Annotated in this window: 22 protein-coding genes; 12 read left to right on the top strand and 10 right to left on the bottom strand. The window is 56.1% G+C overall.

What is annotated here, in order from left to right; all coding sequences use genetic code 11:
* Nucleotides 1–405: 405 nt before the first annotated feature.
* From ACUM6F_RS06785 to ACUM6F_RS06775, 3 genes are all read right to left on the bottom strand, one after another.
* A complete protein-coding gene (locus tag ACUM6F_RS06785; RefSeq protein ID WP_445348762.1) occupies nt 406–975 on the bottom strand; it encodes a DUF5317 domain-containing protein in 570 nt (189 codons plus the stop codon).
* Complete coding sequence (locus ACUM6F_RS06780; RefSeq protein ID WP_445348761.1) at nt 975–2,165, bottom strand: HD-GYP domain-containing protein; 1,191 nt, start codon at nt 2,163–2,165, stop codon at nt 975–977. The genes ACUM6F_RS06785 and ACUM6F_RS06780 overlap by 1 nt, the downstream gene beginning before the upstream one ends.
* A 434-nt stretch (nt 2,166–2,599) precedes the next feature.
* Entirely contained in the window at nt 2,600–3,520 is a 921-nt protein-coding gene (locus tag ACUM6F_RS06775; protein ID WP_425619954.1) for a cation diffusion facilitator family transporter, read from the bottom strand.
* A gap of 207 nt (nt 3,521–3,727) precedes the next feature.
* Here ACUM6F_RS06775 and ACUM6F_RS06770 point away from each other — a divergent pair, with 207 nt between their 5' ends.
* Nucleotides 3,728–3,907, top strand: a complete 180-nt coding sequence (locus tag ACUM6F_RS06770; protein ID WP_425619953.1) for a hypothetical protein — start codon at nt 3,728–3,730, stop codon at nt 3,905–3,907.
* On the opposite strand, the gene ACUM6F_RS06765 is transcribed toward ACUM6F_RS06770, so the two are convergent.
* Complete coding sequence (locus ACUM6F_RS06765) at nt 3,864–4,169, bottom strand: hypothetical protein (RefSeq protein WP_445348760.1); 306 nt, start codon at nt 4,167–4,169, stop codon at nt 3,864–3,866. The genes ACUM6F_RS06770 and ACUM6F_RS06765 overlap by 44 nt on opposite strands.
* A gap of 274 nt (nt 4,170–4,443) precedes the next feature.
* Here ACUM6F_RS06765 and ACUM6F_RS06760 point away from each other — a divergent pair, with 274 nt between their 5' ends.
* Together ACUM6F_RS06760 and ACUM6F_RS06755 are read left to right on the top strand one after the other, a co-directional pair.
* On the top strand, nt 4,444–4,866 hold the full coding sequence (locus tag ACUM6F_RS06760) for an RrF2 family transcriptional regulator (RefSeq protein ID WP_425619951.1): 423 nt from the start codon (nt 4,444–4,446) through the stop codon (nt 4,864–4,866).
* 195 nt (nt 4,867–5,061) lie between these two features.
* The gene (locus tag ACUM6F_RS06755; RefSeq protein WP_425619950.1) at nt 5,062–5,289 is read left to right on the top strand and encodes a hypothetical protein; all 228 of its coding nucleotides are present in this window, start codon (nt 5,062–5,064) and stop codon (nt 5,287–5,289) included.
* Nucleotides 5,290–5,374: 85 nt separating this feature from the next.
* On the opposite strand, the gene ACUM6F_RS06750 is transcribed toward ACUM6F_RS06755, so the two are convergent.
* The 4 genes from ACUM6F_RS06750 to ACUM6F_RS06735 form a co-directional block, all read right to left on the bottom strand.
* Nucleotides 5,375–6,490, bottom strand: a complete 1,116-nt coding sequence (locus ACUM6F_RS06750; protein ID WP_425619949.1) for an HD-GYP domain-containing protein — start codon at nt 6,488–6,490, stop codon at nt 5,375–5,377.
* 174 nt (nt 6,491–6,664) lie between these two features.
* Entirely contained in the window at nt 6,665–6,952 is a 288-nt protein-coding gene (locus ACUM6F_RS06745) for a hypothetical protein (protein WP_425619948.1), read from the bottom strand.
* 124 nt (nt 6,953–7,076) lie between these two features.
* Entirely contained in the window at nt 7,077–8,393 is a 1,317-nt protein-coding gene (locus tag ACUM6F_RS06740; RefSeq protein ID WP_445348759.1) for a purine/pyrimidine permease, read from the bottom strand.
* 94 nt (nt 8,394–8,487) lie between these two features.
* Entirely contained in the window at nt 8,488–8,856 is a 369-nt protein-coding gene (locus ACUM6F_RS06735) for a DUF2512 family protein (RefSeq protein WP_425619946.1), read from the bottom strand.
* A 156-nt stretch (nt 8,857–9,012) separates the two neighbouring features.
* On the opposite strand from ACUM6F_RS06735, the gene ACUM6F_RS06730 reads away from it, so the two are divergent.
* From ACUM6F_RS06730 to ACUM6F_RS06705, 6 genes are all read left to right on the top strand, one after another.
* A complete protein-coding gene (locus tag ACUM6F_RS06730; RefSeq protein ID WP_425619945.1) occupies nt 9,013–10,191 on the top strand; it encodes an LL-diaminopimelate aminotransferase in 1,179 nt (392 codons plus the stop codon).
* A 30-nt stretch (nt 10,192–10,221) separates the two neighbouring features.
* The gene (locus ACUM6F_RS06725) at nt 10,222–11,244 is read left to right on the top strand and encodes a DUF2325 domain-containing protein (RefSeq protein ID WP_425619944.1); all 1,023 of its coding nucleotides are present in this window, start codon (nt 10,222–10,224) and stop codon (nt 11,242–11,244) included.
* A gap of 225 nt (nt 11,245–11,469) precedes the next feature.
* Nucleotides 11,470–11,643 carry a hypothetical protein gene (locus ACUM6F_RS06720; RefSeq protein ID WP_425619943.1) on the top strand — a complete coding sequence of 58 codons (174 nt, stop codon included), beginning with the start codon at nt 11,470–11,472 and terminating at the stop codon, nt 11,641–11,643.
* Nucleotides 11,644–11,712: 69 nt separating this feature from the next.
* A complete protein-coding gene (locus ACUM6F_RS06715) occupies nt 11,713–11,937 on the top strand; it encodes a FeoA family protein (RefSeq protein WP_425619942.1) in 225 nt (74 codons plus the stop codon).
* Nucleotides 11,938–11,954: 17 nt separating this feature from the next.
* Nucleotides 11,955–13,934, top strand: a complete 1,980-nt coding sequence (gene feoB / locus ACUM6F_RS06710; RefSeq protein ID WP_425619941.1) for a ferrous iron transport protein B — start codon at nt 11,955–11,957, stop codon at nt 13,932–13,934.
* A gap of 352 nt (nt 13,935–14,286) precedes the next feature.
* Nucleotides 14,287–14,760: a metal-dependent transcriptional regulator gene (locus tag ACUM6F_RS06705; protein ID WP_425619940.1), complete on the top strand. Its 474-nt coding sequence runs from the start codon at nt 14,287–14,289 to the stop codon at nt 14,758–14,760.
* A gap of 13 nt (nt 14,761–14,773) precedes the next feature.
* Here ACUM6F_RS06705 and ACUM6F_RS06700 read toward each other — a convergent pair whose 3' ends face one another.
* Both ACUM6F_RS06700 and ACUM6F_RS06695 read right to left on the bottom strand, forming a co-directional pair.
* A complete protein-coding gene (locus tag ACUM6F_RS06700) occupies nt 14,774–16,039 on the bottom strand; it encodes a two-component system sensor histidine kinase NtrB (RefSeq protein WP_445348758.1) in 1,266 nt (421 codons plus the stop codon).
* A 255-nt stretch (nt 16,040–16,294) separates the two neighbouring features.
* Nucleotides 16,295–16,834 carry a GerMN domain-containing protein gene (locus ACUM6F_RS06695; RefSeq protein ID WP_425619938.1) on the bottom strand — a complete coding sequence of 180 codons (540 nt, stop codon included), beginning with the start codon at nt 16,832–16,834 and terminating at the stop codon, nt 16,295–16,297.
* 280 nt (nt 16,835–17,114) lie between these two features.
* On the opposite strand from ACUM6F_RS06695, the gene ACUM6F_RS06690 reads away from it, so the two are divergent.
* Genes ACUM6F_RS06690 through ACUM6F_RS06680 form a run of 3 tightly spaced genes read left to right on the top strand, consistent with a single transcriptional unit; the run spans nt 17,115 to nt 20,025 of the window.
* A complete protein-coding gene (locus ACUM6F_RS06690; RefSeq protein ID WP_425619937.1) occupies nt 17,115–18,131 on the top strand; it encodes an HlyD family secretion protein in 1,017 nt (338 codons plus the stop codon).
* A gap of 27 nt (nt 18,132–18,158) precedes the next feature.
* The gene (locus ACUM6F_RS06685) at nt 18,159–18,905 is read left to right on the top strand and encodes an ABC transporter ATP-binding protein (protein WP_425619936.1); all 747 of its coding nucleotides are present in this window, start codon (nt 18,159–18,161) and stop codon (nt 18,903–18,905) included.
* A complete protein-coding gene (locus ACUM6F_RS06680; RefSeq protein WP_426377399.1) occupies nt 18,892–20,025 on the top strand; it encodes an ABC transporter permease in 1,134 nt (377 codons plus the stop codon). Before ACUM6F_RS06685 ends, ACUM6F_RS06680 begins: the two co-directional genes overlap by 14 nt.
* Nucleotide 20,026: the final 1 nt, after the last annotated feature.

The following is a 20,026-nucleotide window of genomic DNA, read 5'->3' as shown; positions in this document are numbered from 1 at the left end:
GAAATAATAAGTTTTTTAGTTTGAGGCCTAAAGTTTTCTATTTGTATGTCGATAATAAGTAATTTAACTTCTTCTTTGAGATTCCTGCTGGTTGATGGTAAAATCTTCATAAAAAAGTGTTATACTTTGTCCTGCAAAGTAAGCTAAGCTATCAGGAACAAGAAGACACCCCCATCACTAAATGATGGAGGTGTCTTCCTTATATTAGCAGTCTGTAACCCCAACTTTAACCCCAACGGTAGCTGGCGCTGCCGGCAACTATCAGGGCAAAGGCAAGAATCCATAAAGGAATACACGCAAACTAGCGCATATGATACCTATCCTTTTCTCTTGGCTCCAGCAATACTGCATCCGGATTTGGGTAGCGATCTTGCTTATGAAACTTTAGTACCAAGGATAGTCTTTTTAGAAATAAAAGTGCCGGTGTCTTGGGACGAACAGCTGCTGGACAAGAATAAAGGCCCCAATGCCGATGAGGATGTCGCCGACGCTGAAGACATTAGTTAGAGGAATTTGTGCCGGCAGATAAAAGATGTCGGCGAGGTAGGGCAAGGGTGTGGAGCCGGTTAAGAGGACGGAGTTACGGTAGGGTTCACCACCGGCGATGATACTTACGATAGCAGGTTCGGCAACCTGGCGGAGGCTTTCGAGTTTCACAGGCATGTATCCTTTGTTGGCGGTAATGACGAGAAGGTTGGAAAGGGTGCCGAGGCCGATAACGGCGATGCTTGCGATTTTACGGTTAAGCAAGGTAAAGACCACGATGATTGCATAGGTGGCGGTGTTCAGGATCGGGGTGAGTCCCAGTTTGGCAAAGTAACCCTCGGCGAACGGAGTGAAGATTAGAATCTGGATGGAGATGGCCAGCAGGACGAGCCAGCCGTGTCTGAAACGCAGGCGCGGCATGCTTGCCGGAACCTTCCGGAGCAACAGGGCGACGATAACGGATAGGAATACAGCCCAGAGAAGAAACACTAGTCCTGCACTTCCTTTCGGGCCAGGGCGCTTAGAAAGGCCTCCACCACTTCGGGGTCAAATTGAGTCCCTTTGTGGCGCTCCAACTCGGACAAGGCCTGTTCCTGTGACAGGGCTCGACGGTAGGGCCGGTCGGTGGTCATGGCATCATGGGCATCCGCCACGGCCAGGACGCGCGACCCAAGGGGTATAGATTGGCCTTTAAGGCCGGTAGGATACCCTTTTCCGTCATAGCGCTCGTGATGATGAAGGGCGAGCCTGGCGGCCTGCTCGTACATCTTGATCCGGCTAAGCAGGAAGAAGCTTGTCTTGGGATGGGTTTTAATCGCTGCAAACTCTTCATCGCTAAGATGACCGTTTTTGAGGAGGATGGCATCCGGGATGGCAATCTTACCCAGGTCATGCACGCGCCCGGCCATGTAAATATCTTCTATGTCCCTTGTTTGTAAGCCCATTTCCTCAGCTGTCATTCGCGCATATTCGGCTACTCGTTTAGAATGGCTGGCGGTATACCTGTCACGTTCGTCAATTGTATCTGATAGCAATTCAATTGTTTCGCGTGCTTGTGTCATAACCGCCACATAGTGACTAATGCTGCTATGGGTCATCATCAGAGGAAGGGCTACAAGTGCAATAGCTAGGGGATTCTGTTCATAAAGCAGTACCAATAATATGGCCAGTGGAGCTAGAGCCGCGTAGTGAAAAAGCACGGCTTTAAAGTCCCTAGTGAGCGTGTAACGTAAGGGATGGTTTCCTGAAAGACCGATAATTGTTCCTACCAGAACCCAGTTGAGTACGATGTAAACTAAACAGGAGACAATGATGGCCAGGAAATCCTGCTGCAAGTCGAGACGAACCATTTCTTCTGATTGCTTTAAATTGGTAAAGATAATGCCGGTTACCCAAATGGTAATTGAATACTGTGCTACATTGAAAAGGATTCTTGATAACCCTCGTCTTCCGATGAGGTCTGTAACAATATTTCCAATTGCGCAAATGGTGAGGGCAAAAGCAGTACCGAAATAAATAACTGCGGCTATATGAACTGCAAAAGAGACAGTGATGATGTTATCACGGCCTAGACTCACCGGCTTAGATTCACTGACGACGCTAATAATACTCCAAATACTTAGGTGAATTAACAAAGCATATGGGAATCCTGGTAGCCATTTGTAAGTGTAACTTAGCAAAATACCCCATCCCACCAATACTACAGACCATAAATAAAGGTGGAACAAGTATTGGTTAGGAACAAGTGGTTGTTTGTGTAAGAAGGATGGGGATTGCCTTTTTCTTACAGTTTGCATGGCTGCTCCAGGAATTGGACTCATAGTCAGTGCCCAAGGAACGATCTGGATTTGCTACCAGTATAGCGCCCTACGGGAAAGGAAACAAGAAAAATGTCGAGAAACAAAATTAAGATTCTCTAAAGAAATATCGGTAAGCTGACACCAACTCTTTATGATGTACTAATTTATGGCTTTTGGAATTTTGATCTTTATTGTCGTTTTTGCAAAAGCCCTGGGACAATTGTCCTAATTTCATAATACTTTGGTTTTAGTGAAAATAAAACATAAGTCCCAAGCGAGGCGTTATCACCGGCTGAATCGACTGACATCCCGGCCTATTTGTCGGGACACTGGTCGCAGTTGTCGCAGTGTTTGTCGCAAGGCTCGATGTGGATGAGCATTTCGGTGCGCGGCAGCCGTTTTTCAATAGCTTCTTCAATGCGGTCGCACAGGCTGTGCACATCCTGCAGGGGGCGGTTGGCGGGGGCGACGAGGTGCAAGTCAATGAAGCGGTAGGGGCCGGCCTTCCGGGTCCGCAGATCGTGGAACTCAAGGTATTCCGAGTCGAACTGTAATAAAACGTTCTTGATAACCTTGAGGTCTTCCTCGGGCAGCTTAGCGTCAAGGATGCTGTGCATCGAATTTCTGAGCAGGTCAATACCGGCCTTGATAATCACCACTGCAATGACGATAGCGATGGCGGGGTCGAGAATCGTCAATCCGGTAAACCTAATGGCGAGGAGCCCTGCGAATACGCCCAGTGAGGTGTAAACGTCGGTCCGGAGGTGCCAGGCGTCGCCGGCCAGTGCTGGGGAATCGGTCTCTCTGGCCGTTTTGAACAGCAACTGGGAGACAACGAGATTTACTACCGCTGAAACAGCCATAACGGAGGCCCCAAGGTCCAGAGCGTGGATTTCGTGCGGTCGAAAAAACTTGGGGACTGCCTGAATAATGATCGCCGCGGCCGCAGCCAGGATGAGCAGGGCCTCGGTGATAGCGGCGACATTCTCATATTTCCCGTGACCGAACTGATGCCGTTCGTCGGCCGGCTGTCCTGATTTCCAGACGGCGAAGTAGGCGATCAGCGCGGCAACAAGGTCGAGACCAGAGTGCAGGGCTTCGGAAAGGATGCTCACCGAGTTCGTGGACAGCCCGACGCCGAGTTTTCCGACGGTCAAGAGAGTGTTCGATACCACAGAGAGCCTGGCAATGCGGATCTTCTTATCCAGGGTGACCAACCCCCCTAGAAGGGCCACCAACAGTCTCCGAGATGCCCCGTAAGCATATGCTGCTATCTACTAGTTAATGACGGCAACACGGTAAGTATACCAAAGACAAATAATTAGCGGAAGATGGAGAGGCTTGCTGGAAGCATAAGAAAAGCATTTCGGGCCAAAGACTTGCAGGCTAGTTATAAAATAAGGCATGATGGGAATGTACGGCTAGCCGGAGGGGGAACGCGGATGAATATTTTACGCATAGTGTCCAGCCTGTTGTTTATCGTTGCGGCGGCGCTTATTTACTTCAGCGAATGGCCCCGGGATTTGAGGATGATTCTCGTCGTTTTCTTCGGGGTAATGGCCGTGACCAATATCGCCCTTATTTTTTTAATGAAGAAGCTCTCCGATATGCTGCGTAAGTAGGTTGGTGCGGTGATACCAGCGGTTTGACGGTTTCAATCATTCCGGCCGCGACGCCCGGAATCCACAGGAATAGCAGCAGCAAAAGCACCTTAATCAGGATCAGCGGCCGCTCGTCATTTACCCGTCTGCGGCCGGAAGGCGCCAGGATTTTGTTCAGCAGCTGGTGAAAGAGCACCAAAGCCCAGTAGGCTCCAAAAAGATACAAACCGAGGACGGCTGCGGCCTTCAAGCCCCAGAAGACGCCCACCAGGAAACCGCCCAAAAGCAAAAGAACCCCGTTGCCTCCCTCGCGGGTTAAACATACGGTTTTCCTGTGCACTGACTCCGACCCTCCTTTGCTGTTTCTTTAATTATAGCGCAAGCAGCTGCGGTCAAACAGAGATTTTCCCGTTTCCTGTCGAAGTCATGTCACATCCCATTATTACACTATCTGCACGCGGTTTCCTTTGTCTCAAGACTTATCCTTTGACGGTTTTTGATTTTGCGTGTTAGAATTATTAGTAAGCTTATAAGGATTATGCTATTGGGGTGGCGGAATGAGACTGACAACCCGTGTCAGGTACGGGGCCCGGGCACTGGTTGATATTGCGCAATACAGTGACAGGGGACCTGTTCCTTTGAGAGACATCGCGGGGAGACAGGGACTTTCCCAGGCATACCTGGAACAGTTGATTCTGACCTTGAAGGCTGCGGGTCTGGTGCGCAGTGTCCGTGGTTCGCGCGGCGGTTTTGTGCTGGCTAAAGATGCCACTCAGGTTACCATGGCACAGGTTGTTGAGGTCCTGGGCGGGGAACTGAATATCGCCGATTGTGTATCCTGCCCCGAGTCCTGCAAACGCGCCGGGCAATGTGCCATGCGCCCGGTATGGGAGGGTGTGAACAGAGCGATATACGACGTGCTTGTCGGGACCACGCTGGCAGACCTGGTTTCCCGAGCGCGGAAGCCCGGGTTTGATTAGCGGTTCTTTGGCTTGCGGCCACGACGGAGATTTTGTGAAAACAATGGACAACCCCGTTGCAAAAGGTAGAATTTTTGCAAGTAATGATTATAACGCCGCTTCGGGAAAGGGGGGGCAACCTTGGAAGGGCACCTCATTCTTGCGTCAGCTGTATTGAAAGAAGTAATACGCGATATTCGGAAAGGGCCTGGTGGCATGAACAGGTCTCACTTCCTGTCGGCTTTGGGATTCCTGCGCTCGCCGCTGTTTGCATCGATTTGCGAGGGGCTCGGTATGGATCCCGTCGTCGCGAAGGCCAAGATCCTTAGCCAAGTGTCGACCAAGCCCAGGAGCTTCAGGAGCATTAGGAACATCAGGAACAAAAAGCGTTGGCAGCCCCGTCGCGAGTGGACCGTCGTCCGGAGAAAGGCAGCCAACCAGTAGCAGGTCTTATAAGGCTTGAGCCCGGGGTGCTGGGAACCCAGGCTCTTTTTTTTGCCGATAAATGGATGAATCCTGCCGCGTCCGGTTATTGTCTGAGCATGTCTCGCAGCTGTTTAATCTCGGGTTCGGAGAGGACCTCCTTGACAACCACCCCCCGTTTTTCAACCAGAGATATCTCGTACGGTTGCGTTGGGCCGCCGTCACTGCCTAAAAGTATGCGCACGTTCGGGTGGCGGCCAAAACCCCGCGGGGTGTCGATCACGATGCCGACTTCGCCGGTATTCAAAAGAACGAGTGTGCCGCTTGGATAGGCGGCGATATTTTTTAGAAAGGCGTCGACGATATTAGACTCGAAAAGGTCGCTTCCCGAAGATGCGATGAATTCGTAAGCCTCGTGGATGGGGTGCGCTTTCCGGTAACTGCGGTCGGACGTCAGCGCGTCAAAGGTATCGCACACCGAGGTAACGGCCGCCAGGAGGTGAATCTGGTCTCCCTTCAGACCTTCCGGGTAGCCCTGGCCGTTCCAACGCTCGTGATGCTGGAGCGCGATCAGGGACGCCATGCTGCTGATCCCTTTCGACTGGCGCAATAACTTGTAACCCAGTGTGGTGTGCTCTTTGACATGGTTGAACTCTTCATCCGTAAGGGGCCCGGGCTTGTTCAGGATGGCGGGGTCCACCAGGACTTTACCGATATCGTGAAGGAGCGCGCCCAATCCCAGGTGAAAAAGGACCTTGCGGTCCATCTGCAGGGTTATGCCGGTCATAACGGCCAGCACGCAGACGTTGACCGAATGGAAAAAGGTATAGTCATTGAGCATGCGGATATCGGCGAGGTTTACCACGAGGTCCTTGGATTCAAAAAGCTCGTCGATGATTTCGAGTACCGAGTTCGCCATTTCCTCCCCGATAAGGAGAGTGCGGCCGACCCCCTCCCGCTGTACCGTTGCTTCCTGCATGAGGTTGTGGATACGGTTGACGGCTTTATAACGTGTTTCGTCCCGGATCACGTCAGAGACTTCGATGTCTGCGGACAGCCCGTCGTCTATGTACAGGGCGACGATGCTAAAGTCCCGCAGCCGGCTGATGACGCGGCTGGTTAGCACGGTGCCGGCGTTGATCAGCATCTGGCCGTCGGCACTGTAAACAGCCCGTCCTACTTTCATCCCGGGTTCGAGGAGGGTAACCGGTACCCTGCGCAAGACTAGCCCTCCATTACTAAGGTATTCCCAGCGTTTTTTCGACACGGAAATCCAATATCCCTTTCGGAGAGCGCAGGGATAAGCATAAGAGAAAGGCAAAAAACAAAAGGCTGTCGACTTGGCAACAGCCCAATCACTTACCGGTTGCCTGATCAAGAATTTTGCCGGGGATCTTTACAGCAGCTTTGGACGCCTGTTGTGGAGGATATACTGCGGCTTTTGCGTTAGCGCTCGCCAGCGCCTGCGCTCGACCAGTTTAATGCCGGCAAGTACAAAAACAACCCCGCAGAAGGCGGCAAGCGTTATCCACGAGGCGGGGTTCAGGGTCGCAGCCCACCCTGATAACGTCTTGCCCGCTGCCGCCAGGTAAGGAAGCAGGTGGAAACGGTTCTCCAGGACCGCGCCGCCGAGAAACGTCCCCAGGCCAACCCAGAACAACAGCCAGGCTCTGGTCTGCAGCAATGTCTTATCCTCCTCCTGCTATTACTAACCATATTTTACCATTGCGTTTCGGCGATAGTAAGGGGGGAAAAACCAGGATTTGCCAGATATATAATCGAAGATTGGCCCCGGCGCGGCGGGCGGCTTACTTGCCAAAGCGGCGGAAGACAAGCTGTTCCAGGATAATGGCGAACACGACCCCCAGGATGAGCCCGTTGGAGGCGAAAACACGTATGGGAGCCGGAAGGGGTGTTAGTGTTTCCTGGGGCAGGAACATGACGCCGACCCCCAGCATCAGTGACAGTCCCACAGTGGTAAGATTCGCTTCCGAAAGCCCCGCCTGCTGGTAATCGCGCAGGCCGAAGGCAACCATTCTCGAAAAGGCGGTAACCAGGACGGCATAGCCGACGGGGGCGGGAAGCGCAGCCAGGAATGCTCCGAGCGCGGGGACCGTGCCGAGCAGCAGGAGGGCCGCGGCGGCGATAAGGAAGGGGAGACGCGAGGCAATCCTCGTCACCGAGATAAAGCCGGCGGATATGGAAAGCGGCACCAGTCCCACGCCTGCGAAAAAGCCCGAGAACAGGTGGGAGACCCCCGTCAGCAGTCCTCCCCGGTTGAAGGTTAGGTCGGGGGTCTGGGATTGCGCGGCCTTACTGGTGACTTCAATGCTGGCGATAAGGTTGATCAGCAGAATCGCCGCCGTTACAAGGGCCGTTAGAGCGATACCCGTATCGGGTACAGGCGCTCCCCATGCCAGAGGCCGGGGGAGAGAGAACGCAGGCAGGGATGCGGCCGGGACGGGCTTCGCTAAACCGAAAAGCGCAAAAGCTCCCCAACCGGTAATGATGCCGATAAGGATGGAGAAATTGCTGAAAAGACCGCGGGTAAAAACGGCAAGGTAGAATACCCAGGCCGCGAGGACTATGGATATGACGGCGACTCTGAAATCGACGGCCGGGTTCAGGTAGCCGATGCCCAGGATCCCTTCGGCGAACGGTTTGCTTAGCTGGAGGGTCAGCAAGATCATATACGTTCCGGTAACCAACGGGGTGAAGACGCGGCGGATGCGGGAAACCAGGCCGGAGGCGCCGAGGACAAGCAGGAAAGCCCCTGCCGCCAAGAGTCCGAATTCCAGCCCCGCCAACACCTCGGCGTGGCTTTTCCCGATGCCGGGCCCGATCGAAGCCATAACGAGAAAGACGGCCCACCACATGCCGGCCGGCCCTTCGACGATGGGCAGGCGGTGCCCGACGGTCGCCTGCAGCAGCGAGGCGCTTCCAACAAGGACCAGCGTGCGCTGGAGAAGGCCGGTTGCCTCGGTTCCTGACAGGTTGAAGGCATGGGCGACGGTCACGGGGACGACGATGGAACTGGCCGCAATCACGGCAATCCACTGGACGGTTGCGAGCACGGTCACCGCCGCCGGCGGGCGCCGATCGAGGCTGTAAAAGGGAGACTGCAAGGGCGGTTACCTCGCTTTCCGGTTTATAATCATCTTATAGTCAGTTGATTGGATTTAATAGACAATTTAACACCGCCGGCGTTAAAACACCAGTTCAATTAATAATTTGCGGGGGATGCACCAGTCCGGTCCGGTGCAGGTAGCTGTGGAAGAACCACTCGGCGACGGCCAGGGAAGCGGAAGCGGTAAGAATGGCCGTGCTCTGGATGCCGAACCCCACCAGAACAAGCTGGGTGGCCCAGAGCGTAATACCGATGAGCGCCGCGTCAATTACGGTAGCTATGACGTTGCCGAAGGAAGGAAAAACCCAGAGGTCGCCGATAACGTAGGCGATGCCTGTGACGATAAGGGCGGTCAACAGCGTGTTGAACAGGGAGAGGCCGAACCAGAGATTAAAAATGCCGCCCACGATGATTAAGGTAAAGGCCAGTTTGATTAAAACAGCCCGGGTGTGAATAGCCAATCCCCCCGTATTTTTTTGAGTATCCCACTGCCAGCCCATGCTTATGCTAGTGCCGGGAGGAAAGCGATGCAGGCCTGTTGAAAAATACCTCTTAAACTAATTAAAGACAGGCTGTTTGAGGTGCGATGTCCGAAAGATGAAACAGGGGGATGTTTTGTGGAAACGGCAAGGCGTATTCGACATCTCGATACGGCGATATTCAGCGAAATGGACGACCTCGGGCGTGAGCTCAAGGCCAAGGGCATGGAAGTAATCAATCTCAGTGTGGGCAGCCCGGACCGCCATCCGGCGCCGCATGTCGTTCAGGCGTTGAAAGACGCCCTGGACGAGCCCGGCATCTTCCGGTACCCCTTAACCGAAGGAATGCCGGAGTTCAAAGCCGCGGTCGCCGACTGGTATTACGAACGTTTCGGGGTGCAACTGGACTGCACGCGCGAAGTCCTTACGCTGATGGGCTCGCAGGACGGCCTGGGCCACATCTACCTGGCCCTTGTCAACCCCGGCGACGTGGTGCTCGTGCCCGATCCGGGCTATCCCATTTACAGCGCCGGGGTACTGTTGGCCGAGGGCCGCATCGAGCGCATGCCGCTCACCGCGGAGAACAGCTTCTTACCCGACCTAGCTGCTATTCCTTCGGAAGTCGCCCGCAAGGCCAAGATAATGGTTCTAAACTACCCCAACAACCCCGTGGCCGCTGTCGCCGATAAGGATTTTTTCGCCGGGGTGGTGGCTTTTGCCAGGGCCAATGACATCGTCGTCTGTCATGATGTGGCTTATTCAGAGCTGGCTTACGACGGTTATCGCCCGCCCAGTTTTCTAGAGGTCGAAGGGGCGAAGGATGTGGGCATAGAGTTTCACTCTCTTTCCAAGACCTACAACCTCGCCGGCTGCCGCTTGGGCTTCGCCGTAGGCAATGCCGCTGTCCTGGATGCCTTGCGGATTGTAAAATCAAATATCGACTACGGGGTCTTCAAGGCGGTCCAGAAAGCCGGAATCGCCGCCTTGCGCGGTCCCCAGGAGCACGTTAAGGAAACGGCGCTCATCTACCAGCGCCGGCGCGACATCCTCGTCGACGGGCTGGAAAGATACGGGTGGAAGATCCCCAAACCGCGCGCGTCGATGTTCCTGTGGGCGCCTTTGCCGCAGGGGTGGGGCACGTCGCGGGAATTTGCTTTTGCGTTGGCCCGCGCCGCCGGGGTGCTGGTCGTCCCGGGAGTGGCCTTCGGTGCTCGCGGCGAAGGCTACGTGCGTATCGCCATGGTCGGCGGCGAGGCCCAATTGCAGGCGGCGGTGGAAAGGATGGGACGGTTTTTGCATGGAAAGACACTTCATTAAAAGCAGCTTAAAGCAGCGAGGAGGCAGCCGATGTCCGAAGGTGCTTTGAAAACAACTATGGCCCTTCTGGCCAAAGCCAGAAAAAGAATATATGCCGAACTACGGGACGATCTTCCGGTCGAGCGGCAGCGCGAACTGCTCGATCAGGCCCACGATCTTTTGCTGGCCGAAGAAATCTTGAACAGATGCGCCCCGGAGTTGACCGGCGATACTACGTTTGCACCCAAATCCTCCGATGCGGACAAGGGGGAGTGGGACCACGTGGGGGAGTTCACCCGCCTGGTGCGGGGCGGGGTGATCAATGAGGGCAAAGCCGGGAGGGAGATCTTCGTTCCCGAGTCCGTTGTACGCGCCGAGGGGATCGAACACGGCGACATCGTGGGCGCGCGCGACAAGGGCAGCAACGAAAAGGGGACCCCGCAGTACTTTTTCCAGGTCCTGGAGCGCCGCGGACTGGGCCACGCCTCCGGGCGCACCGGCTTCGTTGCCGTGCTGGAGATGCGGGGGGGCGTCTGGGGAGCGTACAACGAAGACGAGGAAATGTTCATCAGCGTCCCCGACAACGACATCCAGGCTTTTGATTTGGAAGAGGGCGACCTCGTGGAGATCGCCTACGAAAAGGGCCATCCGGCCAAGGCCCGCGTGGCCTGGAAGTATGATGCTTCCGAGGCTTTTATCGAGTTGCACGAGCGCCAGCGGGTCAAGAAAAAGCGGGAGCGCGCGAAAGATGAACCCGACGCGCTGTTGCTGGACGGCAAACGCGTTCTCGTCGTCGGCGCCGATGCTTACAAGGAGTCGTTCAAGCGGCTGTTCGAGCGCCTGGGCGCCGAGTTCAGCTGGGAGTCGGGTTTTATGGTGGGCAGGTTTTTAGAGTCCAAGGTCAACCGCGCCGACATCGTGGTCATCGTTACCGAGGCCATGAAACACAAGATGCCCGACGTGGAGGATGTCTGCAAACGCCTGGGCAGACCTTACGTCTACGCGCCGTCGCGCGGGGCGACGGGAGCTGTGCGCGAGGTGCTTAGAAAGCTGGACCTTCTGGATGAAGAATGAAACCAGTCGTCGGCGTTGCCAGTATTTGGGGGATTCGCACACAGCGAATCCCCCTTTAAGTTTTAAGGCCGTTGGCAAAAACCTACTTGACACGCGGCAGTTAGCCATCTTTAATACAGTTAGATTCACCTAAGTTAATTGATCGGTATCACCGTCCGCTTTTCACTACTTTCCTCGTAAACGATGATCACGACCGCTTGAGGGAAAGGCAGGGGAGGTGAATGGATGTCCATTCTGATTGTGGGCGGAGACAGGCTGGGTAACATTGTGCGCAACCTTCATCAAATCGGCTTCCGCGACATCCGGCACATCAGCGGGCGCAAGAAGGCTCACAGTCCGAGGCCCCTTTCACAAGTTTCTTTTCTTGCGGTAAAACAACTCTTGACAACCGGCAGTTAGTGTTATCAAATGAAATTAGGCAAGACTAACTTATTTAGGTAAACCATACTTTACAGGAGGTGCTCCACGGTGAAACTTGATCGCGCCAAGAAAGGTTCCGTCTTACGCATTCTCAGTATCCCGGACCCGCTTCTCCGGGCCCAGGCCATTCGCTTCGGCATCAGCGAAGGTGAGAGTGTAACCTGCGCCGAGGTGATCCCTTCGGGGCCGATCATCATCAGCAAGAACCACCAGGAGATCGCCCTCGGCCGGGAGTTAGCCCGCGAAATCGAGGTTGAAGTGAAAGCCAACTAGGGAGTGAGATAGAGGAAATGGTACACCATCACAACATTCAAAAAGAGCTGAACCTGCCGCCCGGGGCGAGAAAGGTTGTTTTAGCCGGCAATCCCAACGCCGGCAAGTCGGTCTTTTTCAATGCCCTGACCGGGCTTTACGTCGATGTTTCCAACTACCCCGGCACCACCCTGGAGATCTCCCATGGCCGGATGGGCGAGGACGCGATTATCGATACGCCCGGCGTATACGGCATCTCGTCGTTCAGTGACGAGGAACGTATCGCCCGCGACATCATCCTTGCGGCCGACGTCGTCATCAACGTCGTCAACGCCGTCTACCTGGAGCGGGACCTTTTCTTGACCCAGCAAATCATCGACACCGGCGTCCCGGTCGTTGTCGCCCTGAATATGATCGACGAAGCGGAAAATAACGGATTAAGCATCGATGTTCCCCGTTTGGCCGAAGAACTGGGTGTTCCGGTGGTGCCTACGATCGCCGTGCGCCGCCGGGGACTGGCCGAACTCAAGGCCGCCCTGGCCGAGGCGTGCCCGGGCCGTCCCACGCCTGACGTGTTAAGAATGCTCAAGTCGCTTGTAAACCGCGTGGGCAACCAGGGTGACGCCCTCCTGATCGCCGAGGGAGACGTTTTTGTCGCCCAGCGCCACGGCGTGGAGCCGGGGGAACGGCAGGAGGAGATCTACACCCTGCGCCGCCGCAGGGTCAACGAGATCGTCGGCGCTGTCGTAACCGAGGGCACGCGCAGGAACGCCTTTAGCCGTCTCCTGGGGCTGTGGATGATCCGTCCCCTTACCGGCATCCCCATCCTTCTGGCGGCCCTCTGGGTGATGTACAAGGTGATCGGGCAGTTTGTGGCCGGGACGGTCGTGGGCTGGACCGAGGAAGGCATTATGCTTGGCTATTACGAACCCGCGGTGCGGAACCTGGTGGCCAGGTTCGTCGACCTCAAGTCCCTGGCCGGAGAGTTCCTTGTCGGCGAGTTCGGCCTGTTGACCATGACCGTTACCTACGTCCTGGGCCTTTTAATGCCGTTGGTTGCCTCCTTCTACTTTTTCCTTTCGCTTTTTGAGGATTCAGGCTACCTTCCGCGCATCGCCACGCTGGTCGACCGCCTGCTGACCAAAATCGGGCTTAACGGCCGGGCGATCATTCCCCTGATCCTGGGCTTCGGCTGCGTAACCATGGCTACCATCGTCACCAGGCTGCTTGGTTCGGCGCGTGAGCGCAAGATCGCCATCGTCTTGCTGGCCCTGGCCGTCCCCTGCTCGGCGCAGCTGGCCGTCATCGGGGGCATGCTGGCCGGGTTGGGCGGCGTCTACATGCTGTTCTGGGCCGTTACGATAATGGCTGTCTTTATCATGGCCGGCACCCTGCTGCAGGCCATCCTGCCGGGTAAGTCGACCAGCCTGCTGATTGACCTGCCACCCCTACGGCTGCCGAGGATGGGCAACGTCCTAAAAAAGACAACGACGAGGTCGTTTCAGTTCCTGAAAGAGGCTACCCCGCTGTTTGCCCTGGGGGCCGCGTTGATTACGCTTTTCCAGGCTTCGGGCCTCCTGGGCGTCATCCAGCAGGGACTGGCGCCGCTGACCGTGGGCTGGCTGAACCTGCCCGGGGAAGCCGCCAACGCTTTCGTGATGGGCATCGTCCGCCGGGACTTCGGCGCCGCGGGCCTGTACGAGATGGCGCTGACGCCGGTGCAGACGGTGACGGCCCTGATCACCATCACGCTTTTTGTGCCCTGCATCGCATCCATCCTGGTGATCTTCAAAGAACTGAGCAAGAAAGAAGCGGCCCTGATATGGCTAGGCACCTGGGGTATTGCCTTCACCGTGGGCGGGGTTGCTGCCAGGGTTACCGAGTCGGCAGGAGGGGTCAACCCGCTGGCGACAGGCCTCGTGGTCGGCGTCTTGTTCCTGGCCGGCACGGCTGTATTGGCGGTTATAAAGGGTTTGCGGAAGCTGGACCGGCCGGTGTCCGTTCCGCTTGAAAGGTGATGTGATAATGAGACAGCAGCCTTTGACCATATTGGAGCAAAACAAGGTTTTACACTGCAAGTATTGCGGGCTGACCGTGAGCGATCCTTTGACGCTGCGCTGCCCGCGCTGCTGGCACCAATTGGTGAAAACCGAAGCCTGCGATGGTGACTGCCGGCGCTGCCATAAGGAAGTCGGATGCCGGAGGTCGGAAGTCTGACTGTGAATAGAACCGTCAAATTAGGTGGATCACTGGTAAGATTGACCTTAACGGAGGTATGATAGAGGTATGATATTGGATATAAGCCGTAGGAAGTCGGACGCTTATCCAACACCTAACACCAACATCCGAGTCACCGGAGGTGATTCGTTTATGACCGGCTATTCACAAGCGGTAGAGGACTATCTGGAAGTCCTCTACGTAATCAGCATGGCACAGAAGGTGGCCCGCGTAAAGGACGTGGCTCAAGCGATGGGCGTCACGATGCCATCCGTCGTGGCCGCCGTCAAATCAATGACGGAAAAGGGCCTGGTCACTCAGGAAAAATACGGTTACATTGAGTTGACGCCCAAAGGCCGCGCTGCGGCCCAGGATATTTACCACCGCCACCAGGTTTTACTCGCTTTCTTCCAGGACGTCCTCGCCCTGGACCCCGCCACCGCCGAACAGGATGCCTGCCGTGTGGAACACCACCTCTCCCCGCAAGCCCGGGAACGGCTTCTGCAATTCGTCGAGTTCATCCGTGACTGTCCCCAGGGCCGGCCGGAGTTTCTCGAGAGATTTATGGCCTTCGTTAAAACCGGCGGGCGTGAACTGTGCACCGGCTGCTGCCGAAAAGAAGAGTGAACGAGGCGGATGATCAGCCGTCGATACAGGGGAGCCAAAAAGTGAAGACGGTGCCCCGGCTGCTGCTTGAGAAATTAAGGCGCCCGTTATGGGCGTTGATGATGCGCTGGCAGATGGAAAGCCCCAGGCCCGTACCTTCATCTTTGGTGGTAAAGAAAGGGTTAAAGATTCTATTCTCGATTTCGGGGGCAATCCCGGGCCCGTTATCAGTTATCGAGAGATAAACGCCCTTATTAGCCACCCCGGTGTGGATGATGACCTCCCCGCCCGGCCCGGCGGCGGCTAAGGCGTTGTTCAACAGGTTCAGGAAGACCTGCCGGAGTTGGTCCCGGTCGCCCAGCACGTCGGGTACGGACTCAGCCAGCCTGACAGCCAGGTTGACGTCGCGCATGATCGCTTCGTTTTGGGCGAGGCTCATCGTGCTCCTGACCAGTTCGGAAAGGTTGACCGGAATCGCCTGGGACACCTGCGGTTTGGCCAGGGTCAAAAAGTCCGTAATCAGCTTGTTGATGCGGTCGACTTCGCCGATAATGACCTCCATGTACGGCTTGACTCCCTGAAGAGGCGCCTCCCCGTCTTTCTCCAACACCAGCTGGGCAAAACCCCTGATGCCGACGAGAGGGTTCCTGATTTCGTGCGCCACACCGGCGGCCATCTCGCCCACCACGCTCAGCGTGCTGGCCCTGGCCAACTCGTCCTCGTACTGCCGCCTATCGGTAACGTCGTTAATAACCACAATCTTGCCGCCGTCGTCCATTGCGCTTAAGGAAGTCTGACTGAACAGCAGGTAGCGGCCGTTGATGTTCAGTTCGAAGTTGCTGCTTGTGTTCCCGATGAGTTCCGGTGCGGCGATGCCCGCTCTTGCCCAGAGTTCCTGCTCGTCCATTCCCAGGGCCTGTGCCGCCCGCATTCCCAGTATCCGCTCGGCGGCGGGGTTGAAAACATGGACCTTCCCCGCTTTGTCGGTACAAACGATACCCAGGCCGAGCAACTCGAGCAGCCGGTCCGTCCGGGCGCGGTCCGGTCCCGTGTTGTGCCTGGCGTTGCGGGTCAGCCACGGGACGTCCCGTTCAGGAATGTCGCCCGGGAGGCGCGAAGGTTTGTGGTCCGGGGCCTGACCGAGGGCAAGACGCCGGTTGTGCTCCGCAACCTGTTTCGTGACCCATCCCGCGGCGGCGGTCACGCCAAAGAAGAAAAGACAGTTCAGGGCAGCCAGTACCTTGAAGCCATTGCAGGAACCGCCTGTGGCGCAGCTAAGCCCGTAAACGGCGGCGGACATAACGAGACAGTATTTGAGGGCATTGAATATTGGTGTCTTTGACGGCTTAAGATAATCTGCTCCTTGTAGCACTTGTTTACCTCACTTCCGGTAGGGAAAACAATGGGTAGGAGTATCCCTCCATTGCTGCCATTATATGTTTCAAAATTCGACATCATGGAACGATTTCCTCTCTTTTGCAGACGTTTATAGTAAAGGCTGGTAAAAAATTAAAGAGCTCGGTGCACGCACCGGGCTCTAACCGCTGGCGTTGCTCTATTTTTCCACGAGATCCCAGTTGGGGCCTATCGGTTCGGCGGTGGAGGCGTGTCCCAGGATTGTTTCCAGCTTTTCGCCTTCCACCAGGAATTGGACCTTTTTAATGCCGTTGATGCCGTCGAGCGAGTTGGTTACCGAGCCGATCGTCATTATCTCTCCGGTGGATCCGCCCCAGTGCTTGGTCTGGAGTTCCTTGGAGAAGTCCACGTAGGCGACTCCGTCAACGACCGATACCGAAATGAGCCTGGTCTCGGCGGGGATGGTGGGCAGGTGTCCTTTTTCGGCCGGGCCCTTGATGAGCTCCTTGACGATGATTTCTTCAAGGGGTTCGTTGATACGTGTAACTTCGCGTTTCTCCGGCACCAGGTACATCGCCTGGCTGTCCGAGAAGTACAGGGTGACCGTTTCCTTTTGCTCGCTGCCGGTGTCAGGCTTAGCCGGGGTCGTTTGATTTTTGCCGCAACCGGCGGAAACAAGGGCCGCCAGCAGCAGGATGCTCAAAAACAGGATCAACCATCTCTTTTTGTGCGGATTCATTGGCATCCCTCCCTGCAAACCATTCTATCACCTTTAGTAATCTCTTTAGCCCTGTTTTTACAACAAGAACAGGGAAACAAAAATACAATTTGACTCTTAGGCCCAAAAACCTTGCTATCGTGCAAGATGGATTGCCCAGCGGGTTATCCGGAGCGTAACGGGTTCCAATCACCCTGGATTCCGGGAATAGATGATGGCGTTAAACGGGCCGGCGCTGTATAGTGTTACTAAGTAAACTATTTCAGTAGATTTAGTTTACCACCGCAGGGGAGGGGTTGGCTTGACCAGGCGCTGGACGGTTGTATTTGCTGTAGCTTTGTTGGTCTTCGCAGTTGCCGGCTGCATCAAAGAAAGGGGCGGCTTGCTGACGGCCACCGGGACGATCGAAGCCGAGGAGATCCGGGTTCTGGCCGAGGTCGGCGGCACTCTGAAGGAGCTTAAAGTCTCCGAGGGGGACACCGTTAAAGCCGGCCAGGAGGTGGCCCGCCTCGAAAGTGATGTCCTGCAAACCCAGCTCGCCCAGGCGCATGCCGGCTTCGATGCGGCTCAGGCGACGTTGAACGAGGTCACGGCTGGCAGCCGGGCTCAGGAAATCGCCGCCGCGGAGCAGGAAGCGGCTCGCCTGAAGGCTCTGGCGAAAGGTGCAGCAGAGGATCTGGCCCTGCAAGAAGGCACGCTGGCCAGGTACGAGCAGCTTTACGCCAGCGGTGCTGTTACCGAGCACGAACTGAATGTGCAGAAGGCGCTGACTGAGAAGGCCAGAGCCCAGAACGAAGCGGCCCAGGCGGCTTATAAGGCGTCGACGGCCCGCCTCGGCATGCTGCGCGAGGGCGCCCGCAAGGAGGCGCTTGACCGCGCCGCCGCCCAGGTTAAGGGTTCACAGGCGGGTGTTGATCTTGCCAAAAGCTACCTTGAGAAAACGATCTTGAAGGCCCCGGTTGGGGGGATGGTTATCGGCACCAACTTTGAACCCGGAGAGGTTGTGCGGCAGGGCGCCGAAGTGATCACCCTGCTTAACATGCAAAAGCTTTGGCTGGGCACCTACGTGCCGGAAAACCGCTTAGGAGAGGTTCAGGTGGGGCAGAGGGTCGAGGTTACGGTAGACAGCTTCCCGGACAAAGTCTTCGCCGGCAGGGTCACTTTTATCAGTCCCCGGGCCGAGTTTACGCCGAGGAACGTGCAGACCAAGGAGGACCGGGTGCGACTCGTCTTTAAAGTCAAGATCTTTCTGGAAAACGGGCAGGGCCTGCTGAAGCCTGGTATGCCTGCGGACGTCACCTTTATTAAAGAAAAATAGGTTGCCCCGGGGAGGGGGGTTCGGCAATTGAATGCTGCTATTGAGACACGCAACCTGAGCAAGAGTTTCGGTTCGCTGGAGGCTGTCAAAGACCTGACAATAACGATTCCTGCGGGAAAAATATTCGGGCTTCTCGGTCCCAACGGTTCGGGGAAGTCGACCACCATCCGCATGCTATGCGGCATTATGCGGCCGTCGGCAGGGAGCGGCACGGTGCTGGGCTACGACATCGCCCGGGAGCCGGAGATGATCAAGCAGAACATCGGCTATATGAGCCAGAGGTTCAGCCTTTACGAGGACCTGACGGTAGAAGAGAATATGCAGTTCTTTGGCCGGATCTACGGCTTGAGCCGGGATCAGGTGCGGGAAAGGCTTTTGGTTTTGAAAAAGGAAATGCAGCTGGACGTTCGCGAGCGGCAGCTTGTAGGGACGCTCTCCGGAGGCTGGAAGCAGCGGGTTGCCCTGGCCAACGCCTTCGTACACCAGCCCAGGCTGCTGATCCTTGACGAGCCGACGGCAGGGGTGGACCCTGTTTCTCGCCGCCTCTTCTGGGACATCCTCGACCGGCTGTCCTCCCAGGGGATCAGCATTTTGGTTACCACTCATTATATGGACGAGGCCGAACGCTGCCATCTGGTCGCCCTAATGTTCCGCGGCCGCCTGCACGCTTTCGGCACCCCGGCTGAATTGATGGAGTCGGCTGAACGAAGCACGCTTGAAGATGTCTTCATTGACATGGTCCGAAAGGGGGAAGACCTGCGTGCGGGCGCATAGACTGGCTGCTATTGTTCGAAAGGAATTCATTCAAATCCGGCGCGACCCGCCCAGCTTGGTGATCTCCCTCGTTATGCCCGTGCTGATGTTGCTGCTCTTTGGCTATGCGGTGACGACCGATGTTAACAACATCTCCCTTGCCGTCCTGGACCAGGATCATCAGCAGCCGGGACGTGAACTGGTCAGCAGGCTGGAGCAGACCGGCTACTTCCAGCCCGTTTGTTATGTTGAAGACTTTGCCGAACTGGAAGGCATGCTTGACGGGGGAAAGGCCAAGGCGGCCCTGATCATCCCGGGGGGATACGCGAAGGGTATTCGCCGGGGTGAGCAGTCCCAAGTGCAGTTTCTCGTTGACGGGTCGGACCCGCTGGTCGCCCGGACAGCACTGTCCGCTGCGGAGATAACGGGGAAAGTCTATTCACAAGAGATGGTCATTAAGCAGGTAAAGGCTGCAGGGGGCCAGGTCCCTGAAGGACCGGGAGTGGACATGCGTACAAGGGCTTACTACAACCCCGGCCTGGAGAGCCTGAAGTTTAATGTCCCTGGATTGATCGGCCTAGTCCTGCAGAACATCACGATCATGCTTACGGCCTTCGCCCTTGTCCGGGAGCGGGAGAGAGGCACCCTTGAACAGCTTATGGTTACGCCTGTGCAGGGGGCGGAACTGATGGTCGGCAAACTGATCCCCTACATCATCATTGCTTTTGCCGACGTGGCCCTGGTACTGGCGGTGGGGACATGGTGGTTTGATGTGCCGATCCGGGGGAATATCTTCTTGCTGCTGGGATTGGCCTTCCTGTTCCTGGTGTTCGCCCTGGGGGTGGGTATCATGTTTTCTACCGTTGCCAAAACCCAGCTGCAGGCCATGCAGATGGCCATGATGTTTATCCTGCCCAGCGTCCTGCTTTCCGGGTTTATTTTCCCGCGGGAGTCGATGCCCGACGTTATCAGGTACCTGGGCTACCTGATCCCGCTGACTTATTTCCTGGAAATCCTGCGCGGGATTATGCTCAAGGGCGTAGGGCTGGCTTTTCTCTGGAAGGATATCATCCCCCTGACCGTTTTCGGCCTGGGGGTCGTGGCCCTTGCTTCCAAGCGCTTCCGCAAGCAGATCGAGTAGC

This window comes from Desulforudis sp. DRI-14 (genome assembly GCF_052618305.1).
The sequence above is the reverse complement of the archived record's forward strand: the minus strand, read 5'-3'. Positions and strand labels throughout refer to the sequence as shown.

What these genes read in the sequence shown, in the direction of transcription:
- ACUM6F_RS06770 (WP_425619953.1), top strand. Translation starts at nt 3,728, where the DNA reads ATGAATATTTTACGCATAGTGTCCAGCCTGTTGTTTATCGTTGCGGCG.
- ACUM6F_RS06760 (WP_425619951.1), top strand. Translation starts at nt 4,444, where the DNA reads ATGAGACTGACAACCCGTGTCAGGTACGGGGCCCGGGCACTGGTTGAT.
- ACUM6F_RS06755 (WP_425619950.1), top strand. Translation starts at nt 5,062, where the DNA reads ATGAACAGGTCTCACTTCCTGTCGGCTTTGGGATTCCTGCGCTCGCCG.
- ACUM6F_RS06725 (WP_425619944.1), top strand. Translation starts at nt 10,222, where the DNA reads ATGTCCGAAGGTGCTTTGAAAACAACTATGGCCCTTCTGGCCAAAGCC.
- ACUM6F_RS06720 (WP_425619943.1), top strand. Translation starts at nt 11,470, where the DNA reads ATGTCCATTCTGATTGTGGGCGGAGACAGGCTGGGTAACATTGTGCGC.
- feoB (WP_425619941.1), top strand. Translation starts at nt 11,955, where the DNA reads ATGGTACACCATCACAACATTCAAAAAGAGCTGAACCTGCCGCCCGGG.
- ACUM6F_RS06705 (WP_425619940.1), top strand. Translation starts at nt 14,287, where the DNA reads ATGACCGGCTATTCACAAGCGGTAGAGGACTATCTGGAAGTCCTCTAC.
- ACUM6F_RS06700 (WP_445348758.1), bottom strand. Translation starts at nt 16,039, where the DNA reads ATGTCCGCCGCCGTTTACGGGCTTAGCTGCGCCACAGGCGGTTCCTGC.
- ACUM6F_RS06695 (WP_425619938.1), bottom strand. Translation starts at nt 16,834, where the DNA reads ATGAATCCGCACAAAAAGAGATGGTTGATCCTGTTTTTGAGCATCCTG.